Origin of the sequence: Acinetobacter sp. FDAARGOS_558 (assembly GCF_003937785.1) — a bacterium.
GTDB lineage: Bacteria > Pseudomonadota > Gammaproteobacteria > Pseudomonadales > Moraxellaceae > Acinetobacter > Acinetobacter baumannii.
Genome location: NZ_RKJH01000001.1, coordinates 4,178,471 through 4,194,639 on the forward strand (window position 1 = coordinate 4,178,471; position 16,169 = coordinate 4,194,639).

General features: G+C 37.7%; 21 protein-coding genes and 1 pseudogene. 9 read left to right on the forward strand and 13 right to left on the reverse strand.

What is annotated here, in order from left to right; all coding sequences use genetic code 11:
- Positions 1-3: 3 nt before the first annotated feature.
- From cmk to pyrF, 5 genes are all read left to right on the forward strand, one after another.
- The gene (cmk, locus tag EGT34_RS20200) at positions 4-690 is read left to right on the forward strand and encodes a (d)CMP kinase (protein ID WP_000218018.1); all 687 of its coding nucleotides are present in this window, start codon (positions 4-6) and stop codon (positions 688-690) included.
- A 104-nt stretch (positions 691-794) separates the two neighbouring features.
- Positions 795-2,468: a 30S ribosomal protein S1 gene (gene rpsA, locus EGT34_RS20205; protein ID WP_000140309.1), complete on the forward strand. Its 1,674-nt coding sequence runs from the start codon at positions 795-797 to the stop codon at positions 2,466-2,468.
- A 156-nt stretch (positions 2,469-2,624) separates the two neighbouring features.
- The gene (locus EGT34_RS20210; protein ID WP_000205997.1) at positions 2,625-2,927 is read left to right on the forward strand and encodes an integration host factor subunit beta; all 303 of its coding nucleotides are present in this window, start codon (positions 2,625-2,627) and stop codon (positions 2,925-2,927) included.
- Between the two features lie 24 nt (positions 2,928-2,951).
- Positions 2,952-3,317 carry a lipopolysaccharide assembly protein LapA domain-containing protein gene (locus EGT34_RS20215; protein ID WP_001269278.1) on the forward strand — a complete coding sequence of 122 codons (366 nt, stop codon included), beginning with the start codon at positions 2,952-2,954 and terminating at the stop codon, positions 3,315-3,317.
- A 166-nt stretch (positions 3,318-3,483) separates the two neighbouring features.
- Complete coding sequence (pyrF, locus tag EGT34_RS20220) at positions 3,484-4,182, forward strand: orotidine-5'-phosphate decarboxylase (RefSeq protein ID WP_000392928.1); 699 nt, start codon at positions 3,484-3,486, stop codon at positions 4,180-4,182.
- On the opposite strand, the gene EGT34_RS20225 is transcribed toward pyrF, so the two are convergent.
- Positions 4,179-5,090 carry a lysine exporter LysO family protein gene (locus tag EGT34_RS20225; RefSeq protein ID WP_001190749.1) on the reverse strand — a complete coding sequence of 304 codons (912 nt, stop codon included), beginning with the start codon at positions 5,088-5,090 and terminating at the stop codon, positions 4,179-4,181. The two genes, pyrF and EGT34_RS20225, sit on opposite strands and share 4 nt — an antisense overlap.
- Before the next feature lie 49 nt (positions 5,091-5,139).
- Positions 5,140-6,687, reverse strand: a complete 1,548-nt coding sequence (locus EGT34_RS20230) for a flavin-containing monooxygenase (RefSeq protein ID WP_086241959.1) — start codon at positions 6,685-6,687, stop codon at positions 5,140-5,142.
- 121 nt (positions 6,688-6,808) lie between these two features.
- Between EGT34_RS20230 and EGT34_RS20235 the strand changes: the two genes are divergently transcribed.
- From EGT34_RS20235 to EGT34_RS20245, 3 genes are all read left to right on the forward strand, one after another.
- Entirely contained in the window at positions 6,809-7,828 is a 1,020-nt protein-coding gene (locus EGT34_RS20235) for a helix-turn-helix domain-containing protein (RefSeq protein WP_000830352.1), read from the forward strand.
- Positions 7,829-7,911: 83 nt separating this feature from the next.
- A complete protein-coding gene (gene zapE / locus EGT34_RS20240; RefSeq protein ID WP_000933387.1) occupies positions 7,912-9,054 on the forward strand; it encodes a cell division protein ZapE in 1,143 nt (380 codons plus the stop codon).
- 176 nt (positions 9,055-9,230) lie between these two features.
- Entirely contained in the window at positions 9,231-10,190 is a 960-nt protein-coding gene (locus EGT34_RS20245; RefSeq protein WP_000190203.1) for a tyrosine-type recombinase/integrase, read from the forward strand.
- On the opposite strand, the gene EGT34_RS20250 is transcribed toward EGT34_RS20245, so the two are convergent.
- The 11 genes and pseudogenes from EGT34_RS20250 to EGT34_RS20300 all read right to left on the reverse strand — a co-directional run bounded on the left by EGT34_RS20250 (position 10,156) and on the right by EGT34_RS20300 (position 15,871).
- The gene (locus EGT34_RS20250; RefSeq protein ID WP_017724775.1) at positions 10,156-10,407 is read right to left on the reverse strand and encodes a hypothetical protein; all 252 of its coding nucleotides are present in this window, start codon (positions 10,405-10,407) and stop codon (positions 10,156-10,158) included. The genes EGT34_RS20245 and EGT34_RS20250 overlap by 35 nt on opposite strands.
- Entirely contained in the window at positions 10,404-10,616 is a 213-nt protein-coding gene (locus EGT34_RS20255; RefSeq protein ID WP_031975002.1) for a DUF7167 family protein, read from the reverse strand. The genes EGT34_RS20250 and EGT34_RS20255 overlap by 4 nt, the downstream gene beginning before the upstream one ends.
- Positions 10,613-11,021, reverse strand: a pseudogene (locus EGT34_RS21355) (hypothetical protein). Before EGT34_RS21355 ends, EGT34_RS20255 begins: the two are co-directional and overlap by 4 nt.
- On the reverse strand, positions 11,018-11,629 hold the full coding sequence (locus tag EGT34_RS20265; RefSeq protein WP_006581905.1) for a hypothetical protein: 612 nt from the start codon (positions 11,627-11,629) through the stop codon (positions 11,018-11,020). Before EGT34_RS20265 ends, EGT34_RS21355 begins: the two are co-directional and overlap by 4 nt.
- Entirely contained in the window at positions 11,626-12,558 is a 933-nt protein-coding gene (locus EGT34_RS20270) for an ATP-binding protein (RefSeq protein ID WP_125305491.1), read from the reverse strand. The genes EGT34_RS20265 and EGT34_RS20270 overlap by 4 nt, the downstream gene beginning before the upstream one ends.
- 187 nt (positions 12,559-12,745) lie before the next feature.
- The gene (locus EGT34_RS20275; protein ID WP_060454651.1) at positions 12,746-12,979 is read right to left on the reverse strand and encodes a hypothetical protein; all 234 of its coding nucleotides are present in this window, start codon (positions 12,977-12,979) and stop codon (positions 12,746-12,748) included.
- Entirely contained in the window at positions 12,979-13,245 is a 267-nt protein-coding gene (locus EGT34_RS20280) for a hypothetical protein (RefSeq protein ID WP_068920996.1), read from the reverse strand. The genes EGT34_RS20275 and EGT34_RS20280 overlap by 1 nt, the downstream gene beginning before the upstream one ends.
- Positions 13,246-13,264: 19 nt before the next feature.
- A complete protein-coding gene (locus EGT34_RS20285; protein WP_000508120.1) occupies positions 13,265-13,612 on the reverse strand; it encodes a hypothetical protein in 348 nt (115 codons plus the stop codon).
- A gap of 237 nt (positions 13,613-13,849) precedes the next feature.
- Positions 13,850-14,791, reverse strand: coding sequence for a hypothetical protein (locus tag EGT34_RS20290; RefSeq protein WP_020753284.1), 942 nt, complete (start codon positions 14,789-14,791; stop codon positions 13,850-13,852).
- A gap of 102 nt (positions 14,792-14,893) precedes the next feature.
- Positions 14,894-15,109 (reverse strand): hypothetical protein, encoded by a 216-nt coding sequence (locus EGT34_RS20295; protein WP_000370477.1) that lies wholly within the window; start codon positions 15,107-15,109, stop codon positions 14,894-14,896.
- Positions 15,110-15,124: 15 nt separating this feature from the next.
- Complete coding sequence (locus EGT34_RS20300) at positions 15,125-15,871, reverse strand: S24 family peptidase (protein ID WP_031975139.1); 747 nt, start codon at positions 15,869-15,871, stop codon at positions 15,125-15,127.
- A 105-nt stretch (positions 15,872-15,976) separates the two neighbouring features.
- Here EGT34_RS20300 and EGT34_RS20305 point away from each other — a divergent pair, with 105 nt between their 5' ends.
- On the forward strand, positions 15,977-16,165 hold the full coding sequence (locus tag EGT34_RS20305; protein ID WP_001100147.1) for a hypothetical protein: 189 nt from the start codon (positions 15,977-15,979) through the stop codon (positions 16,163-16,165).
- Positions 16,166-16,169: the final 4 nt, after the last annotated feature.

The following is a 16,169-nucleotide window of genomic DNA, read 5'->3' on the forward strand; positions in this document are numbered from 1 at the left end:
TCAATGACAGTTCAAATTATTACTATTGATGGTCCGAGTGGTTCGGGTAAAGGAACATTAGCGGCGAAACTTGCTGCGTATTATCAATTTCATTTACTTGATTCGGGTGCCTTATATCGTTTGTTAGGGTTGTCATTACATAAACATGATTTATTGGAAAAATTAGATAGCCATTTAGATGAGTGTGTTAACTATGCTCGTCAGCTTAATATTAAGTTTGAAACCTCGGCAGAGGGAACATTAGTTTTCCTCGATGGGGAAGATGTAACCCAAACTATCCGTACAGAGCGAGTTGGAGAATATGCATCTAAAGTTGCAGCAATACCAGAGCTCAGACAAGCACTTTTTGAGCGCCAAAGAGCATTTGCACAAACTCCGGGATTAGTTGCAGATGGCCGAGATATGGCAACATCAATTTTCCCGGAAGCTAATGCTAAAATTTATTTGACTGCTTCAGCTGAGTCGCGTGCTGAGCGAAGAGTAAAACAGTTGCAGGGTATGGGGCTAGATGCTAAAATAAACGACATTTTAGCTAATATACAAGCGCGTGACAAAAGAGACATGGAGCGAGAAGTAGCTCCTCTCAAGCCAGCCGCAGACGCTTATATTATTGATAGTTCGGAATTAACGATCGATCAAGTATTTAAGTTGATGGTTGATTACGTCAATAGCCGTACTGTTAGCAACTAAGATTATCAGTTGACGCATAGCTTGATCAGTCTATAAAGACTATGTTGATACTTAACTAAACCGGCCTTGTCTGATCCAAGACCGCTGACTTTATCAGGTATATCATGACCGAATCTTTTGCAGCCCTCTTTGAAGAAAGTGAATTAAACCTCAACGTTGAAAAGGGTGCAGTCATCCAAGGTGTTGTTGTAAACATCGATAGTGACTGGGTTACTGTTGACACTGGCCTTAAATCTGAAGGCATTGTTGACCGTGCTGAATTTTTAAATGAACAACGTGAACTTGAAGTTCAGGTTGGCGATACTGTTGACGTAGTTGTTGAAGCTCTTGACAACGGTATGGGTCAAACAGTTTTATCACGTGAAAAAGCTAAACGTGCTGAAACTTGGACTAAACTTGAAAAAATCTTTGAAGATGGCGAAATCGTTACTGGTGTTATCTCTGGTAAAGTTAAAGGCGGTTTCACTGTTGACATCGGTCCTGTTCGTGCGTTCTTACCAGGCTCATTAGTTGACACTCGTCCTATCCGTGACACAACTCACCTTGAAGGTAAAGAGTTAGAGTTTAAAGTAATCAAGCTTGATGCTAAACGTAACAACGTTGTTGTATCTCGTCGTGCTGTTATGGAAGCTGAATCTTCTGCTGACCGTGAAGCATTACTTGCTCAACTTGAAGAAGGTCAAACAGTTACAGGTACTATCAAAAACCTTACTGATTACGGTGCATTCGTTGATCTTGGCGGTATTGATGGTCTTCTTCATATCACAGATATGGCTTGGAAGCGTATCAAGCACCCTTCAGAAGTTGTTGAAGTTGGTCAAGAAGTTACTGTTAAAGTACTTAAGTTTGACCGTGAACGTAACCGCGTATCTTTAGGCCTTAAACAATTAGGCGAAGATCCATGGTTAGCGATCATGAGCCGTTACCCTAAAGGTTCTATCGTTAAAGCACGTGTTACTAACTTAACTGACTACGGTTGTTTCGCTGAAATCGCTGAAGGCGTTGAAGGTTTAGTACACGTTTCTGAAATGGACCACACTAACAAAAACATCCACCCATCTAAAGTTGTTCAGATCGGTGACGAAGTTGATGTTATGGTTCTTGAAGTTGACGAAGAACGTCGTCGTATCAGCCTTGGTATCAAACAAACTCGTGCTAACCCATGGGAAGAGTTTGCTAAGTCTCATGAGAAAGGCGAAAAAGTTTCAGGTACAATCAAGTCTATCACTGACTTTGGTATCTTCATTGGTTTAAATGGCGGTATTGACGGTCTAGTTCACTTGTCTGATATTTCTTGGAACGAACAAGGCGAAGAAGCTATCCGTCGTTACAAGAAAGGTGACACTGTTGAAGCAGTTATCTTGTCTGTAGACGCTGAAGGTAACCGTATCAGCCTTGGTATCAAGCAATTGAACAGCGATCCGTTCAATGATTTCTTAGCTGCTAACGAACGTGGTGCTTTAGTTAAAGGTACTGTAACTGCAGTTGATGCTCGTGGTGCAACTGTTAAGTTAGCTGACGAAGTAGAAGCTACTCTTAAAGCTTCTGAAATCAACCGTGACCGCGTTGAAGATGCAACTAAATTCTTAGAAGTTGGTCAAGAGGTTGAAGCGAAAATCATCAACGTTGACCGTAAATCTCGTTCTATCAACTTGTCTATCAAAGCGAAAGACGAAGCTGAAGAGAAAGAAGCAGTTGCTAACTTGCGTACAGCATCAGCTTCTCAAGACAATGGTCCTAAGACTATTGGTGACTTGATCAAAGCACAAATGAAGTAATAAGTTAACAAAGTACAGTTTCATGTAACGAAATTGTACTTTTTATACAAATTACTGTAAACGGTAGCGTAGTATTCAACATACTGCGCTACCGTTTTGTATTTAAACAGGTTATTATCAAACGACTTAGAGTAGTAATAAATAACGAGGTCGTAGATGACTACTGAAGCTCTTAATAAGTCTGATTTGATTGAACGCATTGCGCTAAAAAATCCACACTTGGCTGAACCATTGGTGGAAGAAGCGGTTAAGATTATGATTGACCAAATGATCGAAGCTCTTTCGTCTGACAATCGTATTGAAATCCGTGGTTTTGGTAGCTTTGCATTACACCACCGTGAACCTAGAGTTGGTCGTAACCCTAAAACAGGTAAGTCAGTAGATGTTGCAGCGAAGGCTGTTCCACATTTTAAACCAGGTAAAGCACTCCGTGATGCAGTGAATGAATCTGGAAAATAAATAAAACTCATAAGTGGGGTGCCTATGCGTTATATTCTAATTGCATTACTCATTATTGTATTTGGCTATTCTTTAGCACTTGTTTTGCAGAACCCAACAGAACTTCCTGTTGATTTATTATTTACTCAAGTTCCTGCAATGCGTTTAGGTTTATTATTGTTGCTTACCTTAGCGCTTGGAATTGTGGTTGGGCTTTTATTAGGTGTACAAGTTTTCCGAGTTTTCCAAAAAAGCTGGGAAATCAAACGTCTCCGCAAAGATATTGATCATTTGAGAAAAGAACAAATTCAAAGTGCTCAATTGGCTGCAGCAGAAGCAGCTGCAAATGTAAGACATGAAAAAACTGTTGTAGATATTTATCCACAAGATAAAAACTCTACTCCTTTATAATTTTTGCTACTACTCTTTATCTCGTCATAAAGAGTAGTATTTTCCCTTCTATATTCCTCATTATCCTTCTAGTTTAAAATCACTATTTCCTCATTTAAGAACTTGGTTCAATAGATTTCTTTATTACTGGCTAACTTGTCTATTATAATAGCGCTGATTTTATGTGATGGAAGAAAGTCTCTTGAGTATCATTGTTGCGTTGGATGCTAAAAGCCAATATGACGCTTTAAAAATTGTTGAACAACTTGATCCTACTTTATGTCGCGTAAAAGTAGGTAAAGAGCTTTTTACTCATGAAGGCCCATCTGTTGTAAAAAAACTTCAAGAAGAAAATTTCGAAGTTTTCCTAGATTTAAAATTCCATGATATTCCAAATACGACGGCTCAAGCTGTATGTGCTGCCGCCGACTTAGGTGTATGGATGGTTAACGTACATGCATCAGGTGGCCGTAAAATGATGGAAACCTGTGTGGAGCGTTTAAAAGCAGGTAATTATCAAACACAATTAATTGCGGTAACAGTTTTAACTTCTATGGGGCGTGAAGATTTAAAAGATATCGGGTTAGATATTGAACCTGTAGAACAAGTTAAAAGATTGGCGAAACTTACTAAAGAAAGTGGTTTAGATGGTGTAGTTTGTTCTGCTCAAGAAGCTAAAATTCTTCGTGAGTTAATCGGACAAGATTTCTCTTTAGTTACTCCGGGAATACGTCCTGAGGGTAGTAATGCAGATGACCAAAAACGTATTGTAACTCCGAAACAGGCAATGCTTGATGGGTCTACACATTTAGTTATTGGTCGTCCGATTACTAAAGCAGAAAATCCAACTGAAATGTTGAAATCAATTCTTGCTTCAATTGCTTAAAAGTTTAAAAACACAGTAATTAAAAGTGGAGCGAGTAGGCTTAAGAGTAAGCCGCTCATCATGGCATGTGGTACATAATGTGTGCCACATGACTGTTTTACCATTGCTAATGTTACATCCATTGAAGTAGCGCCAGCACTTGAAATTGCTGGACGTGGAAACCGCCAACCCATGGTATACATGAGTAAAATTGCAACTATCTCTCTAAATAGATCTGTGAGCAAGGCAATCCCACCTAACTCAGCTGAATGTAGCTGTGTAAATAAAATACCTGACATTGAATACCAACCATAGCCTTGGCCCAAAGCTAATATTTCATTAAGTGTAAACTCATGACCAAGTAAGGAATAGTTGAGAAACCCAGCTAAGCACGAGCCTATAAAGGCGGCCAAAGGTACAATAAGAATTTTCCAGCTTAACCATGTGCGATTAAAATGAGTAAAAGCAAGTTCGATTCCGATTAAAAAAATAAAAAGTAATAGTAAATACCAACTATTAAAGGGAATATGGGTGTGTAATTGGGTAAGAAGAATTCCTAAAACCACGCCTATTGTTAAAGCTAAGAATGCCTTGGCAATATTTTTTAATGCATTCATAAAAAGTTGAAGTGAAATTTTCCCTTTAACACTTTCTTTATCAAAAATTGTATAGGCGAATAAGCAAGTAAAAAAAGAACCAAGAGAAGTGGTTAATGCAATTAATAGAGCAGGTGGAAGTATAGTAGAAGGATTATCAATTTGGTCAAGGGCGAGTGTTAGTTCTAAAGCCACACTGGTTAGTAAAATATAAGAAAAATAAGGCAGGATTTTAAAAATAAAATGCCGAATATTTAGTGAGAGTTTAGGACCTAGAAAATAACCAAATGCTAATACAAGAAAAATTTGAATAATGAGACTAATGGACTGCATATAATAATAGATAGATTGTTATCAACCTATCTATTATGTATTGAACATATTATGCTGCATAGCTCTGTGAGCATTTATTTAATAACAAATAATCTTTAGGATTAACTTTACGAGTGTCTAGCCAATATTTCCATGTATAAGTTGGCCATAAAGAAAAGTTCTTTCCATCGGCAGCTTGATACCAGCTGCTACATCCGCCAGCTTGCCATACAGTACCTTGAAGTTGTGTTTGTATTCTTTGATTGAAGGAATCCTGAACTTCCGGTTTAACTTCTATAGCGTGCTGTCCAGATTTTTCAACCAGATCAATAAGCTGTAAAATATAATTAACTTGTGACTCAATCATAAATATAATCGAATTATGACCTAAAACGGTATTTGGCCCGACCAGTTGAAATAGGTTAGGAAAATTCTTGGTCATAATTCCATAATAACTTTCTGCACCGTTTTTCCAAGCCTGTTTTAATTCTATTTGATTGCGACCAATACATGTAAAATGTTTTAAATAAATACGTGGATCGGTAACAAAACCAGTTCCATAGATTAAACAGTCAATTGGTCTTTCTTTTCCATCCTTTGTAATAATACTGTTCTCTTTAATTTCTTGAATACCCTCGGTCACTAATTCAACATTTTTACGGTTAAATGTAGGGAAGTATTTATTTGAAATAAGAATGCGTTTACAGCCCATCACAAAGTCTGGTGTAAGTTTCTTGGCTAAATCTTTATCTTTAACTTGGAAACGTATAAATGCCTCAGCTAATTTTTGCCCATATTTCATGATTTGCGGCTGAACTATAGGAACAACGCGAGATTCATTACTCCAATAAAGACGGCTGCGATGAATTTGTCGATAGAAGTTTGATTTTTTAAATAGAGCTTTGCTCAAATTAGAGTATTTACGCTCATCTCGTGGGATAACCCAAGCTGCTGTACGTTGGAATACATATAATTGCTTAACGTCTTTTGCGATTTCTGGAATATATTGAATTGCACTACCACCAGTACCGATGGAAGCAACTGATTTACCTTCTAGACTGTAGTCATGTTCCCATTGGGAAGAGTGAAAAACTTTACCCTTGAACTTTTCAATACCTTGAATATGAGGGATTTGTGGAATATGTAGCGGACCTGATGCAAAAACTACAAATTGTGCTTCGAGAGAAGGTTGGTTTGCAAAATCTAGTGACCATACATGGCGCATTTCATCATACTGTACATGAGTAACCTCATGGTTAAACTTACAGTAGTTTTTAATTTGATATTGATCGGTTATATCTTGGATATAATCGAAAATTTCAGGAGCTTCTGCATAACGTTTTGACCAGTCAGTTTTAGGTGCAAAAGACAAAGAGTACATATGTGATTGAACATCACACGCAGCTCCTGGATAGCGGTTTTCACGCCAAGTTCCACCGACATCATTAGATTTTTCTAAAATAAAAAAATCTGATTGTTGGCTTTGTAACAGACGAATAGCCATGGCAAGACCACCGAATCCAGCACCAATAATTGCGATTTTAGTTTTTTGAATAGCATGTTGTTTTGCGTTTAGCATTGGAAACCCTGCATATGCGGTAAAGAGGATTGCAGGCAAGACTAACGTTTTTTAAACAGTTTAAACATGATTGTATCGACGTGAAAATTGATAGATTCGGCAATTAATTTTATCACTTCTTTATAGTAAAACATTTCAGTCTAGGGAAATTGATAAAAGAATGAAACGATCGGCACTTGGTTTAATCTATTTAATTCAAGGAATGCGCAATGCGGGCATTGATGTCGACTCACGTTTGGCAGATATAGGTATTAAAGTAGATTCCTTGGACCCAAGCTCAACAATTCATGACAGTTTGGAATGGGATATACAGCAAATTATTAGTGAGAATGTTGACCCAGAGAAAGGATTATTTATTGGACAACACTACGCATTGGCAGGTTATGGTCCTTTACTCATGTTACTTGTGACCAGTCATGACATACAAACAGCCTTAGAAAAAGGCATACAGTATCAAAAGCTTACTCATTTATTTGGTACTTTGAGCTTACAAGAAACTGAAAATCACATCATTTTGAACTATTTACCGGTCGATTTAAAAACAGAAATCGGTTTACTCCGTGCCCAATGCGAAATTTCGGGCACTTATAAGTTTATTCAGGATATTTATACCATGATGGGCTTAAAAATGCCTGATATGCGTATAGATTTACCATTTCCGGAACCCTCTGATCCAGATACCGTTGCTCAATATTACGCATATTATGGAGATGATCTACATTTTAATTCTACACATGCAGCATTTAGCCTAAGTAAGAATGTGCTGGAAATAAAAATTCCTTCAGCAGATATTATTACTCATCGTATCTATGAGGCTAAATGTATTAAAGAAATAGAAAGATTAAATGAACAAGATCATCAAATACCGCCTATTATTCAATATGTGCAAGATTATTTAGAGCTACAACAAGGAATTATCCCGAGCATGGCGGAAACCGCTTTTGCTTTGAAAATGCCTGAAAGGACATTAAGGCATCAATTGCAGCAGCTTAATACGAGTTATAAACAAATTCGTGAACAGATTATTAAGAATAAGGCGCTTAAACTTATGGAATATAAAGAGTATTCAATAGAAGTTATTGCAGAAGCACTTGGTTATTCTGAACCTGCCGCTTTTAATCATGCATTTAAAAGATGGTTTGGACAGAGTCCTCGGCAATATGGAAAAGAGTTTTACTGAGTGTAACTCTTGATGCTAAAAGCTAATGTGGTCGGACAAAATGTTCGCTATACTCTCTTCAGTTAAAATTGAAATAAAATGATATGTTAAATTTAAAATCTTCTCATAGTACTGCATTTACTCCGTCTTCCCCAGCAGAGCGCTATGCTGAGGCATTGGCTTCAGGCCAGTTTATGGCAGATGAGGCACAAGCACAGGCAGTGCAAGAATTAGATCGTGTATGGAAAGAACTTTTAAATCGTTATAAAGCTTCTAAAAAAGCTTTCCGTCGTTTCCGCCGCCAAACATCTCCAAAAGGTGTATATATGTGGGGCGGTGTAGGACGTGGCAAAACTTGGCTTATGGACCAATTTTATGAGTCTGTACCATTTCGCCGTAAAACACGTATGCATTTTCATCACTTTATGCAACATGTTCATAAAGAGTTAAATAAACTTTCTGGCCAACGTAATCCACTCGATATCGTAGCTGATCAAATTTATAAAGATGCTGTCGTTATTTGTTTCGATGAGTTTTTTGTCTCGAACGTAACTGATGCAATGATTTTGAGTGACTTATTCCAAAAGTTATTTGTTCGTGGTGTAACACTCATTGCAACTTCAAACATTGCACCAGACGGTTTATATAAAAACGGGATTCATCGTGATCGCTTTATTCCTACAATTGAAATGGTTAAAAAGAACTGTGTCGTTTTAAATGTAGATGCAGGAGTGGATTACCGTTTACGTGTTTTAAAACAGGCTCAATTGTTTAAATCACCATTAGGTAATGAAGCTCAAAGCTGGATATCAGAGCGTTATACTGCTTTAACTCATACTCAAACAAATTCTCATGAACCGATTGTGATCAATAACCGTGTTGTTGAAACCCTAGGGCATACGGAAGATGTTTTATGGTGTGAGTTTTCTGAACTTTGCTTAAAGCCCCGTAGTCCAGCAGACTTTATTGAAATTGCCAATATTTATAATACGGTTTTGGTCAGCAATGTTCCTCACTTAACAGACTTCTTGTCTGAAGGCACACGTCGTTTTATCTATCTAGTCGATGAATTTTATGATCGTGGAGTGAAACTACTTTTAACCTCTCAAGATAGTATTATTGATATCTATCAAGGCGAGAAATTGGCTTTTGAAATTGAGCGTACTCGTTCACGTTTATTAGAAATGCAGTCAGATGAGTATTTGCATTCTGAACATCGACATATTGATGCGACTAAAACTTCTTAAGAAATCAGATATGAAGAGCGCTCTAAATTGAGCGCTTTTTATTTAATTTAATCAAATTTCATTTATTTAATAATTATAAAAAACAATTACTTATAAATTATATTTAATTTGCTTGCAATTCAATTTGCATAGAATTTAAAATCAAGTGCAACAAAAGTGCAGCAAGATTTTAAATAATGGCGACCTTTCAAAAACGCAATGGTAGAGTGACAGCTACTGTTAGAATTAAGCCGCATCCGGCTAAATCAAAAACATTTGATACTTTGCGCGATGCAAAGAAGTGGGCGCAAGAAACAGAAGTAAGATTAAAGAATGAAAAGTTAGAGATTTTCGACCATATTATATTTAAAGATGCCTTAATTGAGTACCGTGATACTGTCTCTATTAATAAACGTGGCTATGAAAAAGAACGAAGAAAAATAAACTTTTTATTAAAAGCCATGTATGTAGATCAGCCGCTCATTCAAGTTAATAAAGACTTCTTAACAGAATGGCGTGAGCAAAGGCTTTTAAATGTTAAAGGTGCCACGATTAGGCGTGAGTTTATTTTGCTGTCAGCTTTTTTTACTTGGTGCATTGAGGTCAAGCGATGGCTATCAGTGAACCCTCTACGTGAAATTAAGTTCCCTTCAGAATCACCGCATCGAGAACGTGTAATTAGTGATGAAGAAATAGAAATTTTATTACCTTTCTTATCTACTGAGATGCGCTATATCTTTTTAATCGCTTTACAAACTGGAATGAGACTTTCAGAAATTTGCAATCTGAAATGGGAAAAAATTAGATTGAGTAAAAGCTATTTAATTTTAGACCTTACAAAAAATGGTCGTGCAAGGGAAGTGCCTTTAAGCTCCCAAGCGGTTGAGATCTTTAAATCCATCGGCCCAAAAAAGCAAGGGTATGTATTTAGCATAACTAGCGATGATGCAACCGATGAATTTCGTGATGCTAAGTTAGAAGCGGGTTTAGAAGGTTTTACTTTCCATGATAGCCGCCATACTGCAGCAACTAAAATTGCTTTAAAAATCCCGCTGCTTGATCTGTGTAAAATGTTTGGGTGGAGTAATCCGCGGCGTGCGATGATTTACTACAATCCCACATCTAGTGAGATTGCAGCGCGGCTTTCACAGCCGTAAGCGAATAACGGCCTTTAATATCTTTGAATCTATGCTCTTTGGCTAACTTCTTAAATGAATGGTAGGATAAGCCCGGTATACGTTCACATAATTGCGTAATGTTAAGCAGCTCATCGCCTTGGGCTGCTAAGACTTTGGATACCGCATTTTCACAAGCTTTCTCCATCAACTGCGCTAATTCATTCGCAGGCATAGAAACAAATTTAACTTCTGTCATTCCACCCAGCCTCCCAAATCTAAATAGTTTTGACTCCACTCATTAGCGCAATCAGAAATAAATGTTTCCTTTTGCAGTTCATCCATTGCATTCCAGTCATCTTCATCAATGAATTCACTAAGAGGGTAGAAATCTTCCTGAGTGGCATTTGCAATACCAATTGCCATATGAAATCGAATTTTTAAATCTTTAAATGCTTTTTCACTCATCCCTCAGCTCCCGATTCGCTTTCCAGCTTCATTGCACCTTCTTCTGGATACTCACTTATATAAACGTAGTAACCACTGCCGCTATGAGCTTCATCAAACCAAGCAATTGTTAATTCAGTTTCTAAAAGTTCTGGATCTTTGTTTGGTGCACCAAAGTTTGCTGCTGCATATAATTGCTCACAGGTTAAGTAAATCTTTTTCTCTGGCACCGCCTGAGCTTTGGCTTTTTTCTTGCCATGCTTCCCAAGCAAAGTTCATTGTTTCAGGAGCATCGCTAGGGCAAAAATCCTCATTAGGCCAATATGAATTTGTTTCTTCGTTGTAATAAACAAATTCACTTTTGATTGCTAATTCAGCCAAAGGCAATCTTTCAAACGCCTCTCTTTCCTTATTCAAATCTGTCATGCTGCCACTCCTAATTTTGGTTTCCAATATTTAGCAAAGTCAGCTACTTCACGAACAAGAGCCTTAACATCTGATTCCATGTTTTGATATGAGTGCTGGTGTAATTCGTGGTAGCTCTTAATTTTTACTTCTGTTAAACCATCCACAACTTTATCTAAGCCTGAGTGTTCAAATACTTGGTACTTAAAGTTGTCGTATTGCTTAACTAATAAATATGCACGCCACTGGAATGCATCCATATATTTATCTGGATCAAAGGCAGCAGTAAGCTTGTGGTCAATTAGCTTTGAACTAGTCTCAGCATCGATTTTTGCAACCAAATCAACATCATCAAAAATCCGTGTGACATACTTTTGTTCACGAACATCACCAAGTTCTAGAGTCCCGTCTAGGCCTTCACTAAACAAAAAGTTAAACCCCATTTCTTTTGTGACTTCATAATTAAGATCATGTTCAAGAAGGGCATGAAAAGCTGTGCCGCACTTCATTGCCATATTCTGCGTCTTTCCTAAGAACAACTCTTTAGCGAGTTCCTCTGAGGTCATATCATCATTCGATATGCCCCAAAGGTAGCTATCGAGCATAGTTGTCGATAGCCTAATAATCATGCTGTTTGCTCCTGAGGCTGAACACTAGTAAATGTCTTGGTTTGCCTGTCATAAGCAAATCCATATTGTCTAGCTTGCTCAACAGCTTTGTTCCACATCTGACGAACAAATACATGACCTTGTGGAAGTTTGGCTTTAAGCTCTTCAAAGTCTTCAAGTGATTCGGCAGCAAGCACTTCTGAATCCCAATCATCCAATTCTTTTTGTGCTTTAGCCTGAGACTCACTTAGACTATTAATGTGGTTCTTGGCCTGATTTAGAATCGAATCAAGTTGATCTGGTTGTACATCTAAATCATTGAGAATAAGGTTTCCAATTGCTCCTGAGTCTTTCGCGTGAAATGCTGTGCTTGGTGCAAAATAAATAGCTTTTTGGGTTCCTTGTTGCCCTTGATGAGTTGTCATGTATCCCATCATATCTGCAACCTTGTAGGCTTCTTTTTTACTTGCACCTACCATGTCAGGGCGAAAAATAATGTCATCGCCTTTTTTATCTTCGGCAGTATGAGCAAGAAGGATTATATCCTTACCAAAGCTGCGCAAAAGATTAAACCAGTGAGTGAATGTTCTGTTTAGGGTGCCGTAGCCTTGAATTGATAATTCATTTGAATTACGACGGCAGTTTTTTTGATCTTTAACTAGGTGAGCAATGATCACATCAAGCATACGACCAGCTGTGTCTACAATTACTGTGTCATAACCTAAAAGATCATTTGCAGTTAATGATGAAACCTCAGACCAGTTATTAACCTGAACTGTGTCTTTACGGTATTTGCCTGCACGATGTGCGCCTTTATCAAAGTCAAAAAGGATAGGATTCTTAGCCGAGAAAGCTAAAGACGTTTTACCAATACCTGGATCACCATAAATAAAAGTAATTAAGGTCTCTACACGCATTGGCTCTTGATCTGTAACAATTTTTAGTGCCATTTTCTAATACTCCGTAGACTGGCTTAAATCACATTACGATGTAGCTATAACAAACGGTGCATTGCCCATCGTTACTAACTTGCATCAGATCTTTGCAGCAAAAACACCATTCAAACTTGACGGGCTTTTGCTTCTTCTTGTTCTTTTTAGGAGCTTTCTTTTGCACTGGCGCATTCATAATCTTCTCCTAATTCTTTTCTACTGGGCGTTGTTCTAATGAATCTGTCCAGTCGCCTGAAAAAATTCTGAAACCAATGTGTTTGCATGAATGTGCAAATGATTTGCTTACCCATTGGTCCTCATCCTCACCACCAATGAATGGTTCATTTTCAGTAACAAATCCCCATGAATTATGGTCTTCATCAGTTGCAATCCAGCAAACATCATCAGGCACATTCGACCAATCGTATTTAGTCTCCATCACCCACCTCTCAACTCATTTCTAATTTCAGCCAATCTTTTTAACGTTTCACTTAGGTAGGCGATTTTTGTCTTAATAGAGAACTGATCGCTTAGCTCCAATTGGATTTGCTCAGTACCACGACCTACATAGCGAAGATGAATCCAATTGCCACCGTCAGTGATTACTGTGTCTTCCTCACTAGAAAGTGGAAGCAGGGCATTTACAGAATCTTTAATAAGATTTTGAAGTCTTGATACTTCGATAATTTCAGGATGTGCATTCATGACATTCACCATGGAGCGCTTAAATGCGCTCTCTAATCCCTGATTCGATAAGATCTTTAATCTCAACTACGTCTAAACGATCAACGTAAGCTAAGACCTCGCCATCTTCGTCATAAACGCGAATGTCTTTAATCTCGTTAATTTCAACTTCACGCCAAGCTTGATAGCCGTTGCCATCAATTGAGTACTGAGCATCAAAATCAACTTCTAAAGTGAACTTTTCATTTGCAGTTTGAAGTACTGCTTGTTCATTTTCAGGGTCGATTGATTCAACTTTGAAAGGAGCTGCAACCGTTACAGGTTCTTTGTTAGCTGGGGTAAATGCATAAGCAGCAGTTAGAGCACTAACTACTCCTACGAATCCCATGGATTTGACTATGTTGGCTTTTATGTTCATACTTATCTCACTCGTTGAGTAGCCCCGCATCCGCCAAGATTGTTCGGGGCTTTTTAATATTCGGTAGAGTTATGTTCAACTAATTGAACATTAATGTCAATACTTTGTTCAATAAATTAATTAAAAATGTTCAATATTCTGAATTCATGCTTTAATAGACAAAAGAAAACCCACACGGGGTGGGTTAAGCGTTGCTAATTTTGTATTTTAAAAATCAAATTCTTCTTGTTTGGTAGTCTTATGCTCAATAACTTCCATAACCTCAAACTCTGTCTTAAGTTTTGTATGAGCTAAAAATTGGATGGTCTTTAGCTTAACCTTAAGTAAGTCGCCCTTACCAAAACGAAGCAATCCAGAATCAATCTTTTGCAGAAACACCTCATCAGTAATAGAAGCATTAATTGTTGAGCCGCCATTATTGAATCGCCACTTGTTTTTTTCCTTAAATGATATTGATTCAATTTGCAAAAAAGTTTCTGTGATGCTTTCGCTCAAATGATCATCAATGTCCTGAAATTTAAAATACTCAACTTCTTTTTTGTCAATAAATAGCTCAACATTTTCATCAAGCATTTCTTTTACAACATAAAATGAGTCAATCCCATCTTTGCTTAGTGGTTCTAGCATTTTTTCAATATCGGATGCAATCACCTTGCTTCGGTAAAGACGTAACGCTCTTTTATCAACTTCTAAATATTCAGTTTCAGTGTAAAAGACTTTTGCATGATCAACAGTTTCCTCTATCTTAACAGGAGGGTTGCCTTTCAGTTTTTTATAGATTTGAATTACACCAACAGTAGCACCCCCAAAAAAACCAACCAATCCCAAGATCCCACTTGCGTTTGCTAAGGCCGTTGCAGTAGGGCCAACTAATAGATCTTTGATTTGATTCACCCAAGATAGGTGCTCAACAAATTCTATTCCAAAACAACCTGTTTTAAAGTTTGCTTTGACATTTAATTGAATTTCAAGCTTATCCCCATTGATCTCTTTATTGGCATGAGTCAAGAGGTCACTTATAGCCATCATAGCAGGCGCAAGATCTCGAACATCCATTAGGTGTTCTTCTAATGCTTTGCCATCATAAACTACATGGAATTTCTCACTCATAGCATCATCATCAATCAGGTCTGTATTGGTTATTGTCATAGTCTAACAGTCTGTATTTTTAGTTTCATCATGAGTTTGACATTGGTTGTCGCACCACTTTGCCCGAACTGTTATAAAGTACTGTGTCGGGTTCACAGCTTATTAATCTTTGGTGTTATTAATTTTCTGCCCAAGCTTTCCTTCTTTTACCAACTGCACGACCTGCTCATTAGTAAGCACAGGAATAAAGACTTTGTCGCCAATATCTTTGGAAAGAATCTTCACTTCTTCGGCTGTTAGCACCAAAGCTTCACCATGTTTCGCAGCATCATTGATGCGAGCAATAATCTGGTTGATTGGTAGTTTTGAATTGTCCAATTCCATTCTCCTTTTTTAACCTGCACGCCAAAATTGGCGACCCATAACTTTAAAATTCAATCCATTTTGCTCCGTGACTTCACGATCTCTGTATTTAGGATTTAGGCTGTGCAGAATCAGTTTCCCGCCTTCTTCCTTGAAAATCTGCTTAATCATGCCTTCACCCTCAAAGTAAACAGCATAAATTTGACCATCAATAATGTCGGTTTGGGATATATCAATGCCAACCAAATCCCCATCCTCAATCTTGTCCGCCATACTGTCGCCTTTAGCCTTGATGATGCGCATGCAATCAGGATGAACATTTTTTTGTTTAAAAAAACTAGGTGGGAATGGCTGTTTTCCATTGATCACATCAAAGTGAAACTCTATAGATTCTCCTGTGCCACAAGAAAAACTTGCCTCTACCACATCAATCCAGATAAATCCATCATCCCCACCATACTCAACTACTGACGCGCTTTGAATATCATTCACATCAAATGATGATTCATCTTTCTTGGATAGGCCGTGCTTATCCATAAATTCTTGCATGTTGAAGTTGGTTAAATTTTGTTTTTCTTTTCCAGTAAGAATCCATCTGGATGTTGTTTTTAATGCGGTTGCTAGCGCCTCAATGTGCTTTGCGCTCGGATTATTACTTCCATTTACCCAACCAGAAACAGTTCCTCTAGCAGCGCCAGTGAGCCTCATTAAATCCGCTTGAGATAACTTTAATTCAGCCATTCGAGATTGAATGCGATCAGAAACAGAATTATCCATCGTTCAAAACCTTATATCAGATGTTCAAAATTATGAACAAGAAGTTTGACAAATGCCTGAACATGTTGTTCAATAAGTTGAATTAATATGTTCAGGAATTTGAATATGAATGTAGAGCATTTGAGGGAGTTCTACGGTGTAGAAAATAACTCTCAACTAGCCAAGAAAATCAAAAAAGCACGCTCAGGTATTACCAAATGGGAGCAAGAAGGCATACCACCAAGAACGCAAGCTGCCTTTGAAGTATTAACAAATGGAAAGCTAAAGGCTGACCGTCAAGCATTAACTGCCTAGGAAA